The organism is Herbaspirillum aquaticum (assembly GCF_002213425.1).
GTDB classification, from domain to species: domain Bacteria; phylum Pseudomonadota; class Gammaproteobacteria; order Burkholderiales; family Burkholderiaceae_D; genus Herbaspirillum; species Herbaspirillum aquaticum.
Map to the genome: position 1 here is coordinate 104580 of NZ_NJGV01000005.1, position 18924 is coordinate 123503.

The 18924-nt window shown below is 65.2% G+C and carries 12 protein-coding genes; 11 read left to right on the forward strand and 1 reads right to left on the reverse strand.

Translation table 11 applies throughout. The features are described 5' to 3' along the window. Positions 1–2: 2 nt before the first annotated feature. The 9 genes from glgX (at position 3) to CEJ45_RS06710 (ending at position 15441) form a co-directional block, all read left to right on the forward strand. On the forward strand, positions 3–2270 hold the full coding sequence (gene glgX / locus CEJ45_RS06670; protein WP_088754388.1) for a glycogen debranching protein GlgX: 2268 nt from the start codon (positions 3–5) through the stop codon (positions 2268–2270). Beyond that, positions 2267–4168: a malto-oligosyltrehalose trehalohydrolase gene (treZ, locus tag CEJ45_RS06675; protein WP_088754389.1), complete on the forward strand. Its 1902-nt coding sequence runs from the start codon at positions 2267–2269 to the stop codon at positions 4166–4168. The genes glgX and treZ overlap by 4 nt, the downstream gene beginning before the upstream one ends. Beyond that, entirely contained in the window at positions 4165–6438 is a 2274-nt protein-coding gene (gene malQ, locus CEJ45_RS06680; protein ID WP_088754390.1) for a 4-alpha-glucanotransferase, read from the forward strand. Before treZ ends, malQ begins: the two co-directional genes overlap by 4 nt. Next, positions 6438–9386: a malto-oligosyltrehalose synthase gene (gene treY, locus CEJ45_RS06685; RefSeq protein WP_088754391.1), complete on the forward strand. Its 2949-nt coding sequence runs from the start codon at positions 6438–6440 to the stop codon at positions 9384–9386. The genes malQ and treY overlap by 1 nt, the downstream gene beginning before the upstream one ends. Before the next feature lie 203 nt (positions 9387–9589). Further along, positions 9590–11293, forward strand: a complete 1704-nt coding sequence (gene pgi / locus CEJ45_RS06690) for a glucose-6-phosphate isomerase (protein ID WP_088754392.1) — start codon at positions 9590–9592, stop codon at positions 11291–11293. Positions 11294–11325: 32 nt separating this feature from the next. Beyond that, positions 11326–11970: a hypothetical protein gene (locus CEJ45_RS06695; protein ID WP_338152853.1), complete on the forward strand. Its 645-nt coding sequence runs from the start codon at positions 11326–11328 to the stop codon at positions 11968–11970. Positions 11971–12172: 202 nt separating this feature from the next. Continuing rightward, a complete protein-coding gene (locus CEJ45_RS06700) occupies positions 12173–13777 on the forward strand; it encodes a sensor histidine kinase (RefSeq protein WP_088754393.1) in 1605 nt (534 codons plus the stop codon). A gap of 54 nt (positions 13778–13831) precedes the next feature. Then, positions 13832–14296: a response regulator gene (locus CEJ45_RS06705; RefSeq protein WP_088754394.1), complete on the forward strand. Its 465-nt coding sequence runs from the start codon at positions 13832–13834 to the stop codon at positions 14294–14296. Continuing rightward, positions 14293–15441, forward strand: a complete 1149-nt coding sequence (locus CEJ45_RS06710) for a hybrid sensor histidine kinase/response regulator (protein ID WP_088754395.1) — start codon at positions 14293–14295, stop codon at positions 15439–15441. Before CEJ45_RS06705 ends, CEJ45_RS06710 begins: the two co-directional genes overlap by 4 nt. Positions 15442–15479: 38 nt before the next feature. Here the strand turns inward: CEJ45_RS06710 and CEJ45_RS06715 are convergent, their stop codons facing one another. After that, complete coding sequence (locus tag CEJ45_RS06715; RefSeq protein WP_088754396.1) at positions 15480–17678, reverse strand: ATP-binding protein; 2199 nt, start codon at positions 17676–17678, stop codon at positions 15480–15482. Positions 17679–18257: 579 nt separating this feature from the next. Between CEJ45_RS06715 and CEJ45_RS24800 the strand changes: the two genes are divergently transcribed. Together CEJ45_RS24800 and CEJ45_RS06720 are read left to right on the forward strand one after the other, a co-directional pair. After that, on the forward strand, positions 18258–18428 hold the full coding sequence (locus CEJ45_RS24800; RefSeq protein WP_158214896.1) for a hypothetical protein: 171 nt from the start codon (positions 18258–18260) through the stop codon (positions 18426–18428). Between the two features lie 13 nt (positions 18429–18441). Then, a complete protein-coding gene (locus tag CEJ45_RS06720) occupies positions 18442–18813 on the forward strand; it encodes a hypothetical protein (protein WP_088754397.1) in 372 nt (123 codons plus the stop codon). The last annotated feature ends 111 nt before the right edge of the window (positions 18814–18924 follow it).

The following is an 18924-nucleotide window of genomic DNA, read 5'->3' on the forward strand; positions in this document are numbered from 1 at the left end:
TAATGAGCGTCGCCTTTCCTGATCGCCTGATGCCAGGCTTGCCTTACCCCCTGGGCGCCACTTCCGATGGCCTGGGAGTCAATTTTGCGGTGTTTTCGGCCAATGCCACCCGCATGGATCTCTGCCTGTTCGACCCCTCCGGCAAGCGCGAACTCAAGCGCATCACCTTGCCGGAATGCACCGATGAAGTGTGGCACGGCTACCTGCCCGGCGCCGCTCCTGGCCTGGTCTACGGCTTCCGCGCCCACGGCCCTTACGAGCCCACCAAGGGCCATCGTTTCAATCCCAACAAGCTGCTGCTGGATCCGTACGCCAAGCGCCTGGTCGGCCAGGTGCGCTGGACCGATGCGCTCTACGGCTACCGCCTGCACTCGGCGCGTGCCGACCTGTCCTTTGATCGCCGCGACAGCGCCGCGGCCATGCCCAAGGCCATGGTCACCGATGATGCCTTCGTGTGGGAACATGATCGCCTGCCGCAGGTGCCATGGAACAAGACCGTGATTTACGAAGCCCACGTCAAGGGCATCTCCAGGATGCGCGAAGACCTCCTGCCGCATGAGCGCGGCACCTTCGCCGCCTTGTCCGATCCGGCCTTCATCGACCACCTGCTGCGCCTGGGCGTGACCACCCTGGAGCTGATGCCGGTGCATGCCTTCCTGCAGGACAGCTTCCTGATCGAACGCGGCCTGTCCAACTACTGGGGCTACAGCACGCTGTCGTATTTCGCCCCGGAGCCGTCCTACATGTCCATGGGCGACCCCAACGAACTGCGCATGGCGGTACGCCGCCTGCACAGCGCCGGTATCGAGGTGATTCTCGACGTGGTCTACAACCACACCAGCTGCGGCAGCGAGCTCGGGCCCACGCTGTCTTTCCGTGGCCTCGACAATGCCAGCTACTTCCGGCTGCTGCCGGGGCAGGAGCGCTATCACATCAACGATACCGGCTGCGGCAATACCCTGAACCTGTCGCATCCGCGTGTCTTGCAGATGGTCATGGATTCGCTGCGCTACTGGGCGCAGTCCTTCCATATCGACGGTTTCCGCTTCGACCTCGGTTCCACCCTGGGGCGTGAGCCGCACGGCTTCGATCCGGGCTCGGGCTTCTTCGATGCGCTGCTGCAGGATCCGGTGCTGTCCAAGCTCAAGCTGATTTCAGAACCGTGGGACATCGGCCCCGGTGGCTACCAGCTGGGCAATCACCCGGCGCGTTTCGGCGAGTGGAACGACAAATTCCGCGACGACCTGCGCAAGTTCTGGAAGGGCGACGAAGCCATGCGCGGCGGCTTTGCCCAACGCATGCTGGGCTCGGCCGAACTGTTCGAACACAATCGCCGCAAGCCCTGGGCGACGGTCAACTTCATCGCTTCGCATGATGGCTTCACCCTGCGCGACCTGGTCAGCTACAACGGCAAGCACAATGAGGCCAACGGCGAGAACAACAACGACGGCCACAACGACAACGCCAGCTACAACTGGGGCGCTGAAGGCGAGACCGATGATCCTGGCATCCAGGCCACCCGCGCCTGTGTGCAGCGCTCGATGCTGGCCTCCACGTTGCTGGCGCAGGGTACGCCGATGCTCCTGGCCGGTGACGAATTCAATCGCAGCCAGGGCGGCAACAACAACGCCTATTGCCAGGACAACGAGATTTCCTGGATCAACTGGGAACAGGCCCGCTCGCCCGAGGGCGCCGCGCTGACCGCGTTCGTGGGCCGTGTGACCGCGATCCGGCGTGATTTCGACGTCCTGCGCGCGAGCTACTTCCTGCATGGCAACCAGATGGTGGCCGATGGCTTGCCGGACGTGGCCTGGTTCGACGAATCGGCACAGCCCGTCACCAGCGAGGACTGGAACAATCCGGTGGCGCGCGCCATCACCCTGCAACTGGCCGGCAAGCGCCTGGAGCCGCACAAGCAACTCAGTTCGCGCCTGCATGACGCCGCCGGTACCGGCGCCGATGGGGCAGGCGACCCCCAGGAAGTGCCGCCCGATGTGTTGATGATCTTCGTCAATGCTGGTCACGAGCCGATCGAATTCAGCTTCCCGCGTACCGAGGGCGAGTACTTCCTGCTGCTCGACTGCGCCCAGCCCACCGGCATGCCGGAAGGCGAGGGTGGGCAGGTCACTGTTGACGGCAGCGCCAGCGTGCAGGTCCAGGCCCATACCTTGCAGGTATTTGCCAACCGGCCCTTGCACCTGTCCTCGGCCATCTATCCGCTGGCGGCCAATGAGTGGATCAAACGCAATGAATGGGGAGAACGCGCATGAGTGCCCGCTTTTCCGTCAAGCTCCCCTTTGGCGCCCAGGTCACGGCGCCCGGCCAGGTGCGCTTTCGCGTGTGGGCGCCGGGCGCTGATGCGGTGTCCGTGGACATCGTCGGTCGCGGCCGCCTGCCGATGGCGGCCGAGGATCCGGCTGCTCCGGCCTGGTACGTCGTGGAGGCCGAGTGCGACCCGGGCGCACTGTACCGCTACGTGTTCCAGACCCGCGAGCAGGGTGAGGTCATCGCACCGGACCCGGCCTCGCGCGGGCAGGCCGGGGATGTCTTCGATCCCAGTGTGGTGATCGACCCGCAGTCCTACCTCTGGCAGCACCCCAACTGGCAGGGTCGCCCGTGGGAAGAGACCGTGCTCTATGAATTGCATCCGGGCGCGCTGGGCGGGTTCGCCGGCATCCAGCAACGCCTGGCCGAACTGGCCGAGCTGGGCATCACGGCCATCGAGCTGATGCCGGTGGCGGAATTCCCGGGGGCCCACAACTGGGGCTACGACGGCGTGCTGCCGTTCGCCCCCGATGCCAGCTACGGGACCCCGGACCAGTTGAAGGCCCTCATCGATACCGCCCACGGGCTGGGGATGATGGTCTTCCTCGATGTGGTCTACAACCATTTCGGCCCCGACGGCAACTACCTGCACAGCTATGCGCCGGACTTCTTCCGCCATGACATGAACACGCTGTGGGGCGCCACCATCGATTTCCGTCGACCGGAAGTCGCGGATTTCTTTACCCAGAACGCGCTGTACTGGTTGCAGGAATTTCGTTTCGATGGCCTGCGCCTGGATGCCGTGCACGCCATCTGCGAGCCCGACTGGCTGGTGGCGCTCGGCCAGCGCATCCGCGCCGAGATCGGCAGCGAACGTCACATTCACCTGGTGCTGGAGCATGACGGCAACGCCGCGCATCTGCTGGGCTACACCGCTGCCGTTGAAGCGGAAGCCGAAGTGGCCGGGATCGGCCAGGTACGGGAGCGTTCCAGCCATGTCTACGATGCGCAGTGGAACGACGATGCCCACCACGTCCTGCACGTGCTGCTCACCGGCGAGGAGAGCGGCTATTACAGCGCCTACGCGGAGGCGCCGGCCGAGAAGCTGGCGCGGTGCCTGCAACAGGGCTTTGTGTACCAGGGCGAGGTGTCGCCGTATTCCGGCGAGCCGCGTGGTGAGCCCAGCGCGGACCTGCCGCCCACCGCCTTCGTCAACTTCCTGCAGAACCACGACCAGATCGGCAACCGCGCCTTTGGCGAGCGGCTGACGGTGCTGGCGCATCCGATGGCCCTGCATGCCGCGCAGGCCTTGATCCTGCTGGCGCCGCAGGTGCCGATGCTGTTCATGGGGGAAGAATTCTGCGCGGTGCAGCCTTTCCTGTATTTCACCAGCCATCGCGATGAAGAACTGGTGAAGGCCGTGCGGGAAGGGCGCCGCCGCGAGTTTGCGCGTTTCCCGCAATTCGCCGATCCAAAGCTGCTGGAACAGATTCCCGACCCCAACAGCTTTGCCACCTTCGTCTCCTCGATTCCCGAGCCCGGACCGGCCCCGGGATCGGCGGCCTGCCTGCGGCGCGCTGCCGAGCTGCTGCACATCCGCAAGCTGCATATTGCGCCTTACCTGCGCGGTGCCAAAGCACTGGGTGCGCGTGCCATCGGTCCCAAGGCCGTGCATGCACGCTGGCAGCTGGGCAATGGCAGCGTACTCAACATCACTGTCAATCTCGATGAGGCGCCGTTGCAGGAAGCGCTGGAAGACCTGGCCCAGCCAGCCGGAGCCGACGTGCTCTTCGACAGCGGCGGTGCGCTTGACGCCCTGGCAGGTGGGCGCTTCCCCGGGCATGCCATCCTGGCCCTGCGGGAGCCGCCGACGGCGCTCACTGAAACCGGGAGCGCCGCATGAACGCCGCCCTGCGCCAGCGTTTCGGGGAAATGGCACCGTCCAGCCCGGCCGCGCCTGCCCCGATGAACGTAACTCCGGCTGAAAACGATTTATATCGTTTGGCAGAACGTGCCGGCATCGCCGTCCACTGGATCGATGCCTATGACCAACCACAAGTGGTGCAGGACGATGCCCTGCGCGCCATCCTGGCTGCACTGGGCCTGCCCTGCGACAGTGCCGAAGACTGCCGCACCAGCCTGGCCCAGCTTGATCGCGAGCATGCGGTGGGGTACCTGCCGCCACTGCTCACCGGTGTGCAGCACCAGCCGGTGCAGTTGCCGGCCCACTCGCGCCTGCATGGTCTGTCCTGCCGTGTCGAGCTGGACAACGGCGCGCGCCTGACGCTGCTGATTTCGTCCGACCTCACCCAGCCGCCGACCTTGCCGGCCATCGACGTGCCGGGCTATCACCGCCTGCTGGTGGCGGGCCACATCCTGACACTGGCCATTGCGCCGCAGCGCTGCTACACCATCGCCGATGCGCTGGCTGAACAGGGGCGGGAGCGTGGCTGGGCACTGGCCGTGCAAGTCTACGGCCTGCGCAGCGAGAGCCTCAAGGAGGCCCGCAAGGTCTACGGCGACGGCGGCCTCGGCCACTTCGGCGCCTTGGCCGAGCTGGCCCCGATGGCGGCGCAATACGGGGCCGCCGCACTGGCCATGTCGCCGGTGCATGCGATGTTTGCCGCCGACCCGGGCCGCAGCAGTCCTTATTCGCCGTCCAGCCGCCTGTTCCTCAATCCTTTTCTGATCGACCCGGCCGGCATCCTCGGCGCCGACGCGCAAGCCCAGGTCCTGGCCGAGGGCGGCGCCGAAATGATTGCCACCCATGAACGCCTGCAGCAAGCCGGGCTGATCGACTGGGCGCGCGCCGCTGCCCATCGGATGTCCCTGCTGCGCCGTCTCCATGCGCTGTTCCGCACGGAACATGCCGACGACGTGAAGCAGCAGGCGGCCTTCGCGGCCTTCCAGCTGGATGGGGGCGCTGCCCTGCGCGCGCATGCCTTGTTCGAAGCCTACAGCCATCACCTGAGCAGCCAGGGCGTGCCCGGCTGCTGTGACTGGCGCCAGTGGGGCGAAGCCGGTCGTCATCCGGATACCCCCGAGATGCAGGCCTTCGCGGCCGAGCATGCGGGTGAGATCGAGTTCCACTTGTTCCTGCAGTGGCAGGCTGCGCGCCAGCTGGCCCAGGCCCAGGAGAATGCGCGCCAGGCGGGCATGCCCATCGGCCTGATCGCTGATCTCGCCGTGGGCGCCGATAACGGCGGCAGCCAGGCCTGGAGTCACCAGGACGAAATCGCCGCCGGCCTGACCGTAGGCGCACCGCCTGACCGCCTGGCCCCGCAAGGCCAGAACTGGGGCCTGGGAGCGTTTTCGCCGCTGGCTTTGCGCCGCACCGGCTATCGCGGCTACCTCGCCATGCTGCGTGCCACCTTCGCCCAGGGCGGCGGTGTCCGCATCGACCACGTCCTGGGCCTGAACCGCTTGTGGCTGGTACCACAGGGGCGCGAGGCCGATGCTGGCGCCTACGTCGCCTATCCGCAGCAGGACATGCTGCGCCTGATCGCGCTGGAGTCCTGGCGCCATCGCACGGTGGTCATCGGCGAAGACCTGGGAACGGTGCCCCCCGGTTTCGATACGGTGCTGGACGAGGCTGGGGTGTCCGGCATTCGCGTGCTCTGGTTCCAGCGCGACAAAAAGGGTTTCCTGCCGCCCGCAGACTGGTCGCGCCAGGCCATTGCTGTGACCACCACGCATGACCTGCCCACGGTAGCGGGCTGGTGGTCGGGCGCTGACCTGGCCTGGCGGGCGCGCCTGGGTCAGCTCGACCAAGGTTTGGCTGCGGCACAGGAGCAGCGCCGCCAGGAGCGCAGCCAGCTCTGGCAGGCGCTGGTGCAGCAGGGCTGGGCCAGCGGCCCGCTGCCTGAAGTGGCCCCTGCAGCGGTCGAGGCCGATGACGATGCGGCGCTGCTGGTTTCGCTGGAGGATTGCGGCATTGCCGTGGATGCCGCGCTCGACTATGTGGCCGCTACCCCGGCACCGCTGGCCGTGGTGCCGGTAGAAGACATCCTGGGCCTGGCCCAGCAACCCAACCTGCCCGGCATGACCGAGCCACACCCCAACTGGCGTCGCCGCCTGCCCGCAGACACGTCGCAGCTCTTCGCCGCCTATGCCGCCAAAGCCAGGCTGGAGCGGCTGCGCCGTGCGCGCGGCGGCAACGCCAAGGAGATTTGATGCCAGACCATCCCGTAACGCCGGCGCGCTCCGGCATCCCGCGCGCCACCGCCCGGCTGCAATTGCACCGCGATTTTCGCTTCGAACAGGCGGCTGCAACGGTGCAGTACTACCACCGCCTCGGCATCAGCCACTTTTATCTATCGCCCATCCTGGTGGCGCGCCCCGGTTCCACCCACGGCTATGACGTAGTCGATGCCACCCGCATCAATCCGGAACTGGGCGGCGAAGCCGGCCTGCGGCAGCTGCACCAGCGGCTGCGTGCGCAGGGCATGGGCCTGGTGGTCGACATCGTTCCCAACCATATGGCCGTGGGCCATCACAATGCCTGGTGGCAGGACGTCCTGCGCTGGGGGCGCACCAGCCGCCACGCCGAATGGTTCGACATCCATTGGGACAGCCCCGACCCCGCACTGAGCGGCAAGGTCTTGCTGCCTTTCCTGGGGCAGCCCTATGCCGAAGCGCTGGAAGCCGGTGAACTGGTCTTGCGCTTTGACACCGAACAAGGCGAGCTGCTGATCGCGCATCACGACAATTTTTTCCCGCTCGCCCCGACCGATTACGCAGCCGTGCTGGAGACGGCCGGCAGTGCCCGGCTGGCTGATGTGATCGCGGCTTTCGCCGCGCTCGATCCCGCCCAACCGGACAAGGATGTCCGCAGCGCGGCAGCCCGGGCGCAACTACGCCATCTCGCAGCCGACCCCGATGCGCTGGCCGACATCGATGCCGCGCTGGCCGCATTTTCGGCCAGCCAGCCGCACGGCCGCAGCGCCATGCATCAGCTGCTGGAGCGCCAGCACTACCGCCTGGCCTACTGGCGCAATGCCGCCGACGAGATCAACTGGCGTCGCTTCTTCGAGGTCAGCGAACTGGTGGGCATGCGGGTAGAACGCGACGATGTCTTCGAGGCCATGCATGCCGAGATCTTCCGCCTCTACGCCGAAGGCATCATCGATGGGCTGCGCCTGGACCACATTGATGGCCTCACCGATCCCGCCACGTATTGCCTGCGCCTGCGCGAGCGTTTGCGGAGCCTGCGGCCGGATCATGAACCTTATGTGATCGCCGAGAAGATCCTTGCCGGTGACGAGGCCTTGCCGCCTGGCTGGCAGCTCGACGGCACTACCGGCTATGAATTCATGGACCAGTGCGCGGCGGTGCTGCACGATGGCGAAGGCGAGCCGGTATTGGACGAACTCTGGCGCGACATCGTCGGCGAACTGCCCGCCACCGCCGATCAACTGCAAAGCCACGGCCCGGGCGAGCTGTGCCATTTCCCGACCATCGTGCAGGAAGCGCGGCGCAGCTTCCTGGTCCGCAACTTTGCGGCAGAATTCAATGCGCTCACGCTGTGCCTGCACCAGCTCGCACGCAGCGCTTCCCAGACGCGCGACCTGACGCTCATGTCCATTCGCCGCGCGGTGGCCGAGTTGCTGGTGCATTTCCCGGTCTATCGCACGTATGCGAATGCGCAGGGCATGCCCGCACAGGAGCGCGAACTGCTGGCGCAAACCGTGCAGAAGGCCAGCGCCAGCCTGCATGCAGCCGACCATGCCACGCTGCACGTGGTGGAGGGATGGCTGGGCGGCGACCTGCTGCAGGATGGCCGTGACCAGCATCGTCGCACCTTGCAGCTGCGCGCCATCGCCCGTTTCCAGCAGCTGACGCCGCCGCTGACGGCCAAGTCGATGGAAGACACGGCCTTCTACCGTTACGGCCGGCTGCTCTCGCGCAATGAGGTCGGGGCGGAGCCGGCCCACCTGGCCTTGCCGGTGGCGCACTTCCATCAACTGGCTGCACGGCGCGCCGCACAGACTCCCGCCAGCCTCCTGGCCACCGGCACGCATGACCACAAGCGTGGCGAAGATGCGCGCATGCGCCTGGCGGCGCTGTCCGAGATTGCCGAAGAGTGGTCTACGGTCCTGCGTCACTGGCATCAACTGAATGCGCCCATCGTGGCTGCGACTGCCGGCGAGCAGGGCGGCATCGACGCCGTGGATGAATGCATGCTGTACCAGACCCTCGTGGGTGCCTGGCCAGACGGCATGCGCGCCGGGGACGATGACCTCAGCGGGCTGGCCGAGCTGGCCGAGCGTGTCATTGCCTGGCAGCGCAAGGCCCTGCGGGAAGCCAAGCGCCGCAGTGACTGGGTGGTGCCGCAGACGGAATACGAAGCGGCCTGCGAGCGTTTCACGCGGGCGCTGCTGTGCGATCCGGGACTGGATCCGCGTCATCATCCTTTCCTCACCGAGCTGGAGGATTTCGTGCGGCGGCTGGCGCCGCTGGGCGCAGTCAACAGCCTGTCCCAGACAATGCTCAAGATGAGTTCGCCAGGCGTGCCCGATTTCTACCAGGGCAGCGAATTGTGGGACCTGAGCATGGTGGATCCGGACAATCGCCGTCCCGTCGACTTCGCGCTGCGTGAACGGCGCCTGGCCGATGCCGTCAGCCGTCCGGTATCCCTGCGTGACTGGCAGGGTGGCAGTGCCAAGCAGCAATTGATTCATGCAGTGCTGCAGTATCGGCGCGAACATGCGGATTTGTTCGCGCAGGGCCAGTACCTGCCGTTGGCCACGCATGGCAAGCTGGCGCGTCACGTGATCGCCTTTGCGCGGCTGCTGCCGGGCAAGGAGGGTGAGGCGGGCGATATCGAGGCTACCGTGGTGATCTGCACGCGCCTGGCCGGACACCTGCTGTCCTTTGAAGGGCGCCGTGAGGAAGCCTTGCCGCTGGTCTCGGCAGAGGCCTGGGGCGATACCCGCATCACGCTTCCGCAGGTGTTATCGCACGCGGGCAGTGAGCTGCGCCAGTGGCGCAGCGTACTCACCAGCGGACAGGGCGGGCTGGAAGAGTGCGCCATGGCCGATGGAGCGCGTGGGGGCAGCATCGCGGTGGACGAGATCCTGGGCAGTCTGCCGGTGGAATTGCTGACGCTGCGCCTCAGTTGATCTGACGATGCAAGCGTCCCGGGGCGATGCAGGCTCGGGACGCTCCGGTTTCGGTCAGCTGATCGCGTGAATCATTTGCGGTTTCCGCTTTTCCTACATGGGAAAGTGCCGCCGTCCGATGTCACGTCATTGACGCACACCACTACCATGTGGCGATACCGGCATTCCATCCGGATCTGCCATGTCGTACAAGGAGTTTGCGCATGACCAAGTTGCCCGCCGCCGATCTGCAGCTGCCGCTGTTCACCTATAGCCAGCGCGAGTCGCTGACCGAGAAGAGCGCCTGGATCGCCCTGCAGGAGCATCATCAATACTATGCCCGCCACTACCGGCTGGAGCGCCTCTTCGCCGCCGACGACAAGCGTGGCGAAAACCTGGTGGCCGAAGCCGCGGGTATCTATCTCGATTATTCCAAGAACCTGGTCACCACCGAGACCATGACCCTGCTCATGGACCTGGCGCGCCAGTGCGGCCTGCAGGATCGCATCGAGGCCATGTTCCGGGGCGACCGCATCAATGCGACCGAGCAGCGTTCTGTGCTGCACACGGCACTGCGCATGCCCGCCAGCCAACGCCTGGTGGTCGACGGCGAAGACGTGATCGCCCAGGTGCAGCAGGTTCTCACGCGCATGGAGGCCTTCGCCGACCAGGTGCGCAACGGTGAATGGACCGGCCATACCGGCCGCCGTATCCGCCACGTGGTCAATATCGGCATCGGGGGTTCCGACCTCGGGCCGATGATGGCGTATGAGGCGCTGCGCCACTATGGCCAGCCTGACCTGAGCCTTCACTTCCTCTCGGATGTGGATGGGGCGGCCATGCTGGAAACCGTGCGTGACTTGCCCGCTGAGGAAACGCTCTTCATCGTCTGCTCAAAAACCTTCACCACGCTCGAAACCACCACCAATGCGCAGGCAGCGCGGCAGTGGCTGGTGCGGCAATTGGGTGAGGAAGCAGCGGTGGCCCGTCATTTCGTGGGCGTGACGACCAATATCGAGGAGGCCAGCCGCTTCGGCATCGATCCACAAAACATGTTCGGCTTCTGGGATTGGGTCGGCGGACGGTATTCGATGACCAGCGCCATTGGCCTGTCCACCATGATCGCCATCGGCCCAGTGCACTTCCGCGAGATGCTGGCGGGCTTCCATGCCATGGATGAACACTTCCGCACGGCGCCGCTGGAGGAGAACCTGCCGGCCATCCTCGGCATGCTCACGGTGTGGTACACCAACTTCTTCGGCGCCAGCAGCCAGGCCGTGCTGCCCTACAGCCAGTACCTGAAGCGCCTGCCGGCCTACCTCCAGCAACTGACCATGGAAAGCAATGGCAAGCAGGTGACCCTGCAAGGCGATGCGGTGGATTACCAGACCTCGCCGGTCTACTGGGGCGACAATGGCATCAACGGCCAGCATTCCTTCTACCAGTTGCTGCACCAGGGTACACAGATGATTCCCTGCGATTTCATCGGCTTCTGCCAGCCGGTCGAATCGCTCGGCCAGCATCATGCACTGTTGATGGCCAACATGTTCGCCCAGGCAGAGGCCCTGGCCTTCGGCAAGAATGCGCAGCGGGTGCGCGAAGAAGGTACTTCGGAAGCGCTGGCCCCGCATCGCGTCTTCCCTGGCAACCGCCCCAGCAACAGCATGCTGGTCGAGAAGCTCACCCCCTTTAGCCTGGGATCGCTGGTGGCCTTGTATGAGCACAGCGTCTTCACCCAGGGCGTGATCTGGAACATCGATTCCTTCGACCAGTGGGGCGTGGAGCTGGGCAAACAATTGGCCAAGCGTACTGCCCGCCAGTTGCTCGATCCCGCCGAACCGCTGCATCACGACAGTTCCACCAACGCCCTGATTCGCCGCTATCGCAACGCTGCCAGTGCAGGTGCAGCGACTGACACGACCCGATAAACCACGCTGCCCGCCCTTGTGCAGGAGAAGCCATGAGCACCATCATCGCCGCCCGTTTCGATCTGCAGGAAGAAGCCGCCCATGCGGTCTCGGTGCTGGAAGAGGCCGGCTTTGAGCGCGGGCGCATCAGCAGTTTTTTCGTCAATCCGGCAGGCCAGCATGACCGCTTTGCCGTCGGTGGCGACCGCGACAAATCACCGGGCGCCGAAGAAACCGACCGGGGTGCCGCCGCCGGCGTTGCCGCCGGTGCCGGTGCAGGTGCCGCTGCGGGACTGGCCACGGCCCCGGTGACCGGCCCGCTCGGCGCGGCCCTCGGTGGATTGGTAGGCGGCCATCTGGGTGGCCTGGTTGGCAGCCTGGCCGCCACCGATGACGCGCCCCTGCCGCGCCGTGTGGCGGGCATGATGGTGGCCGTTGCCATAGCCGATGAGCAGGAGGGAAGCGACGTGATTCGACTTCTGCGCGGCCTGCAGGCCAGCGACCTGGAGCGCGCCGAGGGCAGCATCCGGGAAGGCGATTGGGTCGATTTTGATCCGCTGTCGATCCCCGGGCGGTGGACGAGCGCGCGTGAGCGAGCGTGCGCAGTACGTTGTAGCGTCGTAGTGCAAGCCCGGCCCCTTGTTGCCGGGCTTTTTCATGGGCACTTGCCACGGGCTGCGCGCGCGTGCATATTGTGAGTTTATAATCGTGCGTAACAATTGATTACCGGAAACGCACCCGGCCGGATCGCACGACAACATCGCAGCGGTCCGCAAGCAAGGATGTGCGCAGGGCAGAACAACAAGGAAATGTCGTGGGGGCGCACTGCAGGTCAAGCCAGGACCCGGCTTGATCGATGGCGATGCACCGTAAGAATGATCATGAAGCGGGCGAACGCACATGAGATTGCTGACCAAGGGCTTGCTGATCGTTGCCATACCAAGCCTGTTTGAGATACTGCTGCTGGGCGCACTGTTCAACTCGCAGGCCGATGCCGAGGATGCCGAGCGCTGGGCCTCACATTCCCTCCAGGTGATGAACCAGGCCGCCGCGTTGCGCGAACCCATGCTGCTGGAAGCTGCGCGTATCCGCAATGCCGTCTTGCTGGATCAGCCCGATACCCTGAGCCGCAGCGACATGTGGGCCGACATCGAGGTCAAGGCCGGTGAACTGGCGCGCCTGGTGAGCGACAATGCGGGCCAGGGCCGCATCGTGCGCGAGGTGCATGAATCCATCGCGCGCTATCGCAGGTGGGACGACAGTGCCCGCGAGCGCCTGATGCGTGGCCAGCGAGATGACCTGATCCGCGAGTTGCGTGAGGAGCAGGGCCAGCACCGTCTTTCCGAATTCCTCAACCAGCTCGACAACTTCGTGGAAGAAGAGCGACGCCTTGGTGCCGAGCGCAGCGAGCGCGTCCAGGCTGCACGCCGTTCGCAGACCTGGCTGCTGATCCTGGCGGTATTGGGCTCCATCGTGACGGCGGCGCTGGCCTCGCTGGCCTTTACGCGCAGCATCGCGGCCCGCGTGAACGTCCTGATCAGCAATGCCCGCCGCCTCTCCGAAGGCCAGCCGCTGGCCGCACGCGTGGGCGGCAGCGACGAAATCTGCCTGCTGGACGATGCCCTTCATCGCAGCAGTGAGCGTCTCACCGAAGCTGCCCGGCAGGCCCGCGGCTACCGCGAGGAACTCGAACAGCGGGCGCGCGAACTGGCCGACGTCAACACCGACCTGCGCCAGCAGACCCAGGACAACGAGATGTTCATCTACAGCGTCTCCCATGACTTGCGCTCACCGCTGGTGAACCTGCAGGGTTTCAGCAAGGAAATCACCCACGCCACCCGCGACCTCCTGGACGAAGTCGACCGCCTCGCATTGCCCGAGCCGGACCGCCAGCGCCTGCGCACGCTTGTCGAAGACGACATCCATACATCGCTGCGCTTCATCCAGAATGCGGTCACCCGTTCGGCCGGCATTATTGACGCCATGTTGCGACTGTCCCGTGCCGGCCGTGTTGAATACCAGCCGGTCATGCTGGACATGCATGCCATCGCCACCCGTATTGTCGCGGCCATGAGCGGCAGCATCCGGGCCAAGTCGGCCCGGGTCGAGATCGAGGACAACCTGCCCCCGGCCTATGGCGATCCGACCTCTGTCGAACAGGTGCTCGGCAACCTGGTGGGCAATGCCGTCAATTACCTGGATCCGTCCCGGCCCGGCCATATCACCATCGGCCACGTACCCCAGGCAGACAGCGTGGTTGCCGCGCCCAGCCTGGTGACCTACTTCGTGCGCGACAACGGCCTGGGCATCCCGGCGGCCTACATGGACAAGATGTTCATCGCTTTCCAGCGCCTGCATGGCAACGTCGCCAAGGGCGAAGGCATCGGCCTGGCGCTGGTCAAGCGGGTGGTGGAGCGGCATGGCGGGCGCATCTGGGTGGAATCGGTGGAAGGGCAGGGCAGCTGTTTCTATGTCGCCTTGCCGGCCCGCCCGCCGGTGTCCTGAAACCGCACGCAGCCCGTCAGGCGGTGCAACGAATCCATTGACAAGGAGAGCAAGATGGCCACAGAGCAGAGCGTCAACATCATCCTGGTCGAAGACGACGACGGCCACGCCTTGCTGGTCGAAAAAAACCTGCGGCGTGCCGGCCTGGTCAACGGCTTCCAGCGGCTGCGCGACGGGCAGGAAGCGCTGGATTATTTTTTCGGCGGCGACCTGGCCCGGGCCGAGCTGCAGCAGCTGGTGGTGCTGCTGGACGTGAACATGCCGCGCGTCAATGGCGTGGAGGTCCTGCGCCGGATGAAGCAGGAGGCCGCCACTGCCGCCATTCCCGTCATCATGCTTACCACCACGGACGACCCGCGCGAAATTGCCCATTGCTACGAAGTGGGCTGCAATGTCTACATCACCAAGCCGGTGGAATACGAAGACTTCATCGAAGCCGTGCGGCGCCTGGGTTTCTTCCTGCAGGTGGTCAAGCTGCCGCCAGCGTCAGCGGTGGCCAGGGAGAGTGAGTCCCGATGACCGTGCCCATTGCCCACGTACTGGTGCTGGAGGATGACGAAGGCCTGCTTGCGCTGGCCCGCCGTGTCCTCACCAAGCAGGGCCACCGTGTCACCGCCGTGGCCGATGCCGAATCCGCCCAGGCGGCGGTACAGCAGGAGCGGCCCGACCTGCTGATCGTGGACTACAACCTGCAGGCCCTGGAGAGCGGCCTGGATTTCTTCCGCAGCCTGCGCGCGTCCGGTGTGGAGATCCCTGCCATCATGGTCTCGGGCGTCTCGGATGAATTGCGCATCATCGAGGCCTTGCGGGCCGGGGTGGCCGACGTATTGCCCAAGACCAGCGATTACCTCGATCACCTGCCGCAGTCCGTGCAGCGCGTCCTGGAGCAGCAATCGCAGGTGCGACAGGCCGTGCAGCAGCTGCAGCGGGAGCTGGATGCCTTGCTGGCGGCGCAGCGTGAGGCAGAGGCCGAAATCGCCTGGCTGCGCAACGCCCGCGAAACCTTCCTCACGACGCTTTCGCATGAACTGCGCACGCCCCTCAACGCCATCCTTGGCTGGACCCAATACCTGTTGCGCGATGCCTCCGATCCGGCCGGGCTCAACAAGGGCTTGCAGGTCATCGAGCGCAATGCGCGCCTGCAGGCGCAACGGGTGGAGGAGCTCCTCGATGCCAACCGCGTGCTCTCCGGCACGCTGCGCCTGGCGGCTGAACCGGTCGCGCTGGCCGAACTGGTTCGTGATGCCATGCTGGCCGCCGAGAGTGCTGCCGCAGCCAAGGAGATCGCGCTGCGGGCGGAGCCGGCTGCCGGTACGGTAATGGGGGATGCGGCGCGTTTGCGGCAGGTGCTGGGCAAGTTGCTGGGCAATGCCATCCGCTTCACGCCACCGCGTGGCTGGGTACTGCTGTGCCTGCACCGGCACGGCAGCGAGATCGAACTGGAAGTGCGCGATAGCGGACAGGGCATGGAGGGCGCCGAATTGGCGCGCCTGTTCCCGGCGCCGCAGGCGGCTGCAGGCCGGTTGGGGAGTGCCGCCGAACTGGGCCTGGGCTTGGCCGTCATCCGCCAGCTGGTGGAGTTGCATGGCGGCCGCTTGCGCGCGGCCAGCGCCGGTCCAGGGCAGGGTGCAAGTTTCTTCGTGAGGCTGCCGCTGGCCGCCTGAGGCGCTCCGCCTGGAGCGCCTTGCAGGCCGGCCCGGATTCAACCGGGCAAAATCGGCAGGGTGACCGTGAAGGTAATGATGTGATGGTCGCAGTTCACGGCGATCTTGCCACCGTGGCCGCTGACGATCTCGCTGACGATGTACAGCCCCAGGCCCAGGCCGCGTGCATTGCGCTGGTTGCCCATGGATTCCTTCTTGTAGGGCTTGAACATGTTCTCGCGCACTGCCGCCGGGATGGCCGGTCCGTGGTTCGAGACGGAGATCGTCAGTACATCCTCGCGGCGGAACACGATGAGCGTCGAGGGCTTGCCGATTTCGCCGTGATGGCGCGTGTTGGACAGCAGGTTGGAGACCACCTGGCTGATGCGGTCGCCATCGAGTTCGATCTCGCCGCAGTCTTCCGCTTCGAGGATGATCTCGTTGTCCGGATACGCCATGCGCGCTTCGTTGACGATTTCCGTGACCATCTTGCGCACATCCAGCGGACGGCGCTGGATATCCAGGCCCATGCCGCTTTGCAGGCGGCTGATGTCAAGCACCTGGAAAATCAGGCGATGCATGCGGCTCGATGAGGAGGAGATGCGCTTGCTCAGGTTCGAGCTCGAAGGCGAATGCTCGCGCACCTCGATCATGCGTGCTGCCATCATGATGGCCTGCAGCGGATCGCGCAGATCGTGCCCCAGCGTGGCCAGCAGGGTTTCGCGTGCACGCTTGACCATATTCTCGTTGGACAGCGCCACTTCCTGCAGGTCCAGGCGCAGCTGGCTGGCGATCTCGGCTTCGGTCTTTTCCCAGGGCAGGCTCTTGCCGCGCACGGTTTCCTTCCAGACCGCGAAGGAGCCGCGCGGAGTCAGGCGCGGGCCCAGCGGCCCGATGCTGTATTTCTTTTCCGGATTGCCGCCCCAGCGCACGTCTTCCACCTGTTCGGTGCGGAACCAGAAGGCATAGCCATCCTGTTCACGATAGAAGCGCACGGCCAGCACGCCACAGATATCGCCCATCACCGCCTTCAGCGCGGGCGCATCGGCGCCCAGCGCGCTGGTGGAAAAAATGTCGCCGGGTTCGTTTTCGTTGAGCCAGTTGATGAGTGCGTTGACGCCTTCGCGCGAGGGCGCCTTGCCGAAAACCTGGGTCTTGCGCTCCATGGAGATGGCACCGCCGTGCGCGTTCATCAGGCGCACGAAGCCATCATGGTCGGCCGCCAGGGCCAGCACGATGTCTTCGCGGTCGGTCACCTGCGCCACGATCTGGCGCCGCAGGTCGGCGCTGTATTCCAGCGCGCGGGCGCGCTCACCGTTGAGATTGCGTTCCACCAGGGCGCTGACGAATTGCGACAGCAGCTGGCACGACATGCGGACCGCATGCGGCACCAGGTGCGCGGTCATGTGGTGGCAGGCGATGAGACCCCAGAGACGCTCGCCAATGACGATCGACAGGCTCATCGACGCACGCACGCCCATGTTGCTGAGGTATTCGATGTGCACCGGCGAGACGCTGCGCAACATGCTGTGGCTCAGGTCCAGCGGGCCGCCGGTCAGCGGGTTGTGATCCGGTTCCAGCGCCACGGTGGGTGCACCCACATCGGCGATCAGGCGAATCGGATTGATCACGTACAGGCGCCGCGCCTGGGCCGGGATGTCGCTGGCCGGATAGCGCTGGCCGAGGAAGGGTTCGAGATCTTCACGCTTGTGTTCGGCCACCACTTCGCCGCTGTCGTCATGCAGGAAGCGATAGGCCATCACACGGTCGAAGCCGGTGATGCGGGCGATTTCATCCACCGCCAGCGTCAGCAGGTCTTCCACGCCGGGCTGGCGCTGGATGCGCTGGATGGCCTGGTGCGCGGCCAGGGCAAAGCCCTCCAGCGAGAGTGCATCCGACGGCCGCTGTTCGAATTCGGCGATGAGCACGCCTTCGGATTTGTGGGTGACCAGGTCGAAGGCGCCGCTGTCGAGCGAGATCATGCGCGAATCCACGTAGCCGTGGCGGTCTTCGAGCGCGGTTTGAATCACCGCGCGAGCGGCGGCGTTGAGGTGTTCCTCACCCAGCGGCTGCCCGACCTCGGGCAAGCTGCCCAGCAGGCCAGCGGCGTTGGCGCTGCGCGTGACCAGCTGGCCTTCGGGTGAAAAGCACAGGAGGGCGCCGTGATTCTGGATGGAGCCGGGAATGTGGATCGGCTCCTGGTCGCAATTGCTCAGGTCGACAGGTCGACGGCGCACTGCGTGGTAAGGATTGCTCATGCACTACTTTCTCGATGCCAGCCGGGGCGGGGCATCGAACTACCGGCGCGAAAAATCTCCGCGGCCGCAAGTTGGAGGGGCGAAGTGCAGCGCATCCAGAAGACCCCGGGGCTCCTGTCCGGCAGCCTGAGGCTGCGGTGGCAGATGATGCGCATTCTTTACTTCGGGAAGGGCCAATTATAGGCGTCATCGTCAAGCTCCGTGCAGCCTGCACAACAATTAATTCGCCGCTGCCCAGCTGGACGATCCGGCTTGTCTCGCGCGGGCAGGGATTTTCCATTTTGTCCTACAAGCCAATCCGGTACAGTCCGATAGGACTCATCCGTGCCTGGTCCTAAGATCTCTCAAAACTCGCAGAAACAACGCGGCATGGTCGGACCTGTTGCTCCATGGATGGGTCGGGGTGATGCCGCATGGGAAAAGAAAGCCCGGTCCTGCGCTGTCAAGTCTTCAGAAACCACAATTCGTGCAGCCCTTTGCATCAAGCTCTTCCAGTTTGGCGCGGGCTGGCTAAAATGAAGTGTCGTTCGAAGCGCAAGACAGTAAAGCGACCTGGCGCAGATCAGGGAGCGAACACCCATGCTGTCGATGAAACACAGGGAAAAGATCGATCACAGTGTCGGCCAGACGACACGGCTGGTCGATCAGTGGCAGCGCGAGCGCCTGCATGCCCAGGCCAGGCGCGATGCCGCACAGGACAAGCTGATGTTGCAACCAGCCCGGCGCAAGTGGTCGGCGTCGGATCTTTGAGCAGGGTAGCCTCATGGACAAGTCTGATTCCATCCATCCTTATGATCCTCTGATCGCCATTTCCCAAGGCGACTGGACGGCCTATCGCAACCATATCTCCTCCCAGGCCCATGCCGGCGAGATCGAGTCCGAGCCCTTGCCGGCCTATCCCGAGCCGGCGCATGACAGCGCAGGTCAGCCGCTGCATGGCGAGGAAGACATTTTGGCCTACCGGCGCCGCTGCGCGCGCGCCTACATCGGCATGAATGGGCGCCTTGGCGGCCGCGCCTATCGGCCCAACGAGCCTGTCATCCTGACCCAGGAAGCGGTGCAGGAACTGGCCGAACTCAATCGCCTGCTGCGCGAGGAACGGGCGCAGAAAAAGAAGTCCGAGAAATCCAGCTGAGCCAGCGAAAACCCGTCGCATGGCGGAGCCTTTGATGCGCCGACGGCGTGGACCTGCCCGTGTAGGTGCGTGGCGCGATTTCGTGTAGGAAAACAGGAAGTCTTCCGTCAT

What these genes read in the sequence shown, in the direction of transcription:
- CEJ45_RS06705 (WP_088754394.1), top strand. Translation starts at nt 13,832, where the DNA reads ATGGCCACAGAGCAGAGCGTCAACATCATCCTGGTCGAAGACGACGAC.
- treZ (WP_088754389.1), top strand. Translation starts at nt 2,267, where the DNA reads ATGAGTGCCCGCTTTTCCGTCAAGCTCCCCTTTGGCGCCCAGGTCACG.
- pgi (WP_088754392.1), top strand. Translation starts at nt 9,590, where the DNA reads ATGACCAAGTTGCCCGCCGCCGATCTGCAGCTGCCGCTGTTCACCTAT.
- CEJ45_RS06700 (WP_088754393.1), top strand. Translation starts at nt 12,173, where the DNA reads ATGAGATTGCTGACCAAGGGCTTGCTGATCGTTGCCATACCAAGCCTG.
- CEJ45_RS06695 (WP_338152853.1), top strand. Translation starts at nt 11,326, where the DNA reads ATGAGCACCATCATCGCCGCCCGTTTCGATCTGCAGGAAGAAGCCGCC.
- glgX (WP_088754388.1), top strand. Translation starts at nt 3, where the DNA reads ATGAGCGTCGCCTTTCCTGATCGCCTGATGCCAGGCTTGCCTTACCCC.
- treY (WP_088754391.1), top strand. Translation starts at nt 6,438, where the DNA reads ATGCCAGACCATCCCGTAACGCCGGCGCGCTCCGGCATCCCGCGCGCC.
- malQ (WP_088754390.1), top strand. Translation starts at nt 4,165, where the DNA reads ATGAACGCCGCCCTGCGCCAGCGTTTCGGGGAAATGGCACCGTCCAGC.
- CEJ45_RS06720 (WP_088754397.1), top strand. Translation starts at nt 18,442, where the DNA reads ATGGACAAGTCTGATTCCATCCATCCTTATGATCCTCTGATCGCCATT.
- CEJ45_RS06715 (WP_088754396.1), bottom strand. Translation starts at nt 17,678, where the DNA reads ATGAGCAATCCTTACCACGCAGTGCGCCGTCGACCTGTCGACCTGAGC.
- CEJ45_RS24800 (WP_158214896.1), top strand. Translation starts at nt 18,258, where the DNA reads ATGCTGTCGATGAAACACAGGGAAAAGATCGATCACAGTGTCGGCCAG.
- CEJ45_RS06710 (WP_088754395.1), top strand. Translation starts at nt 14,293, where the DNA reads ATGACCGTGCCCATTGCCCACGTACTGGTGCTGGAGGATGACGAAGGC.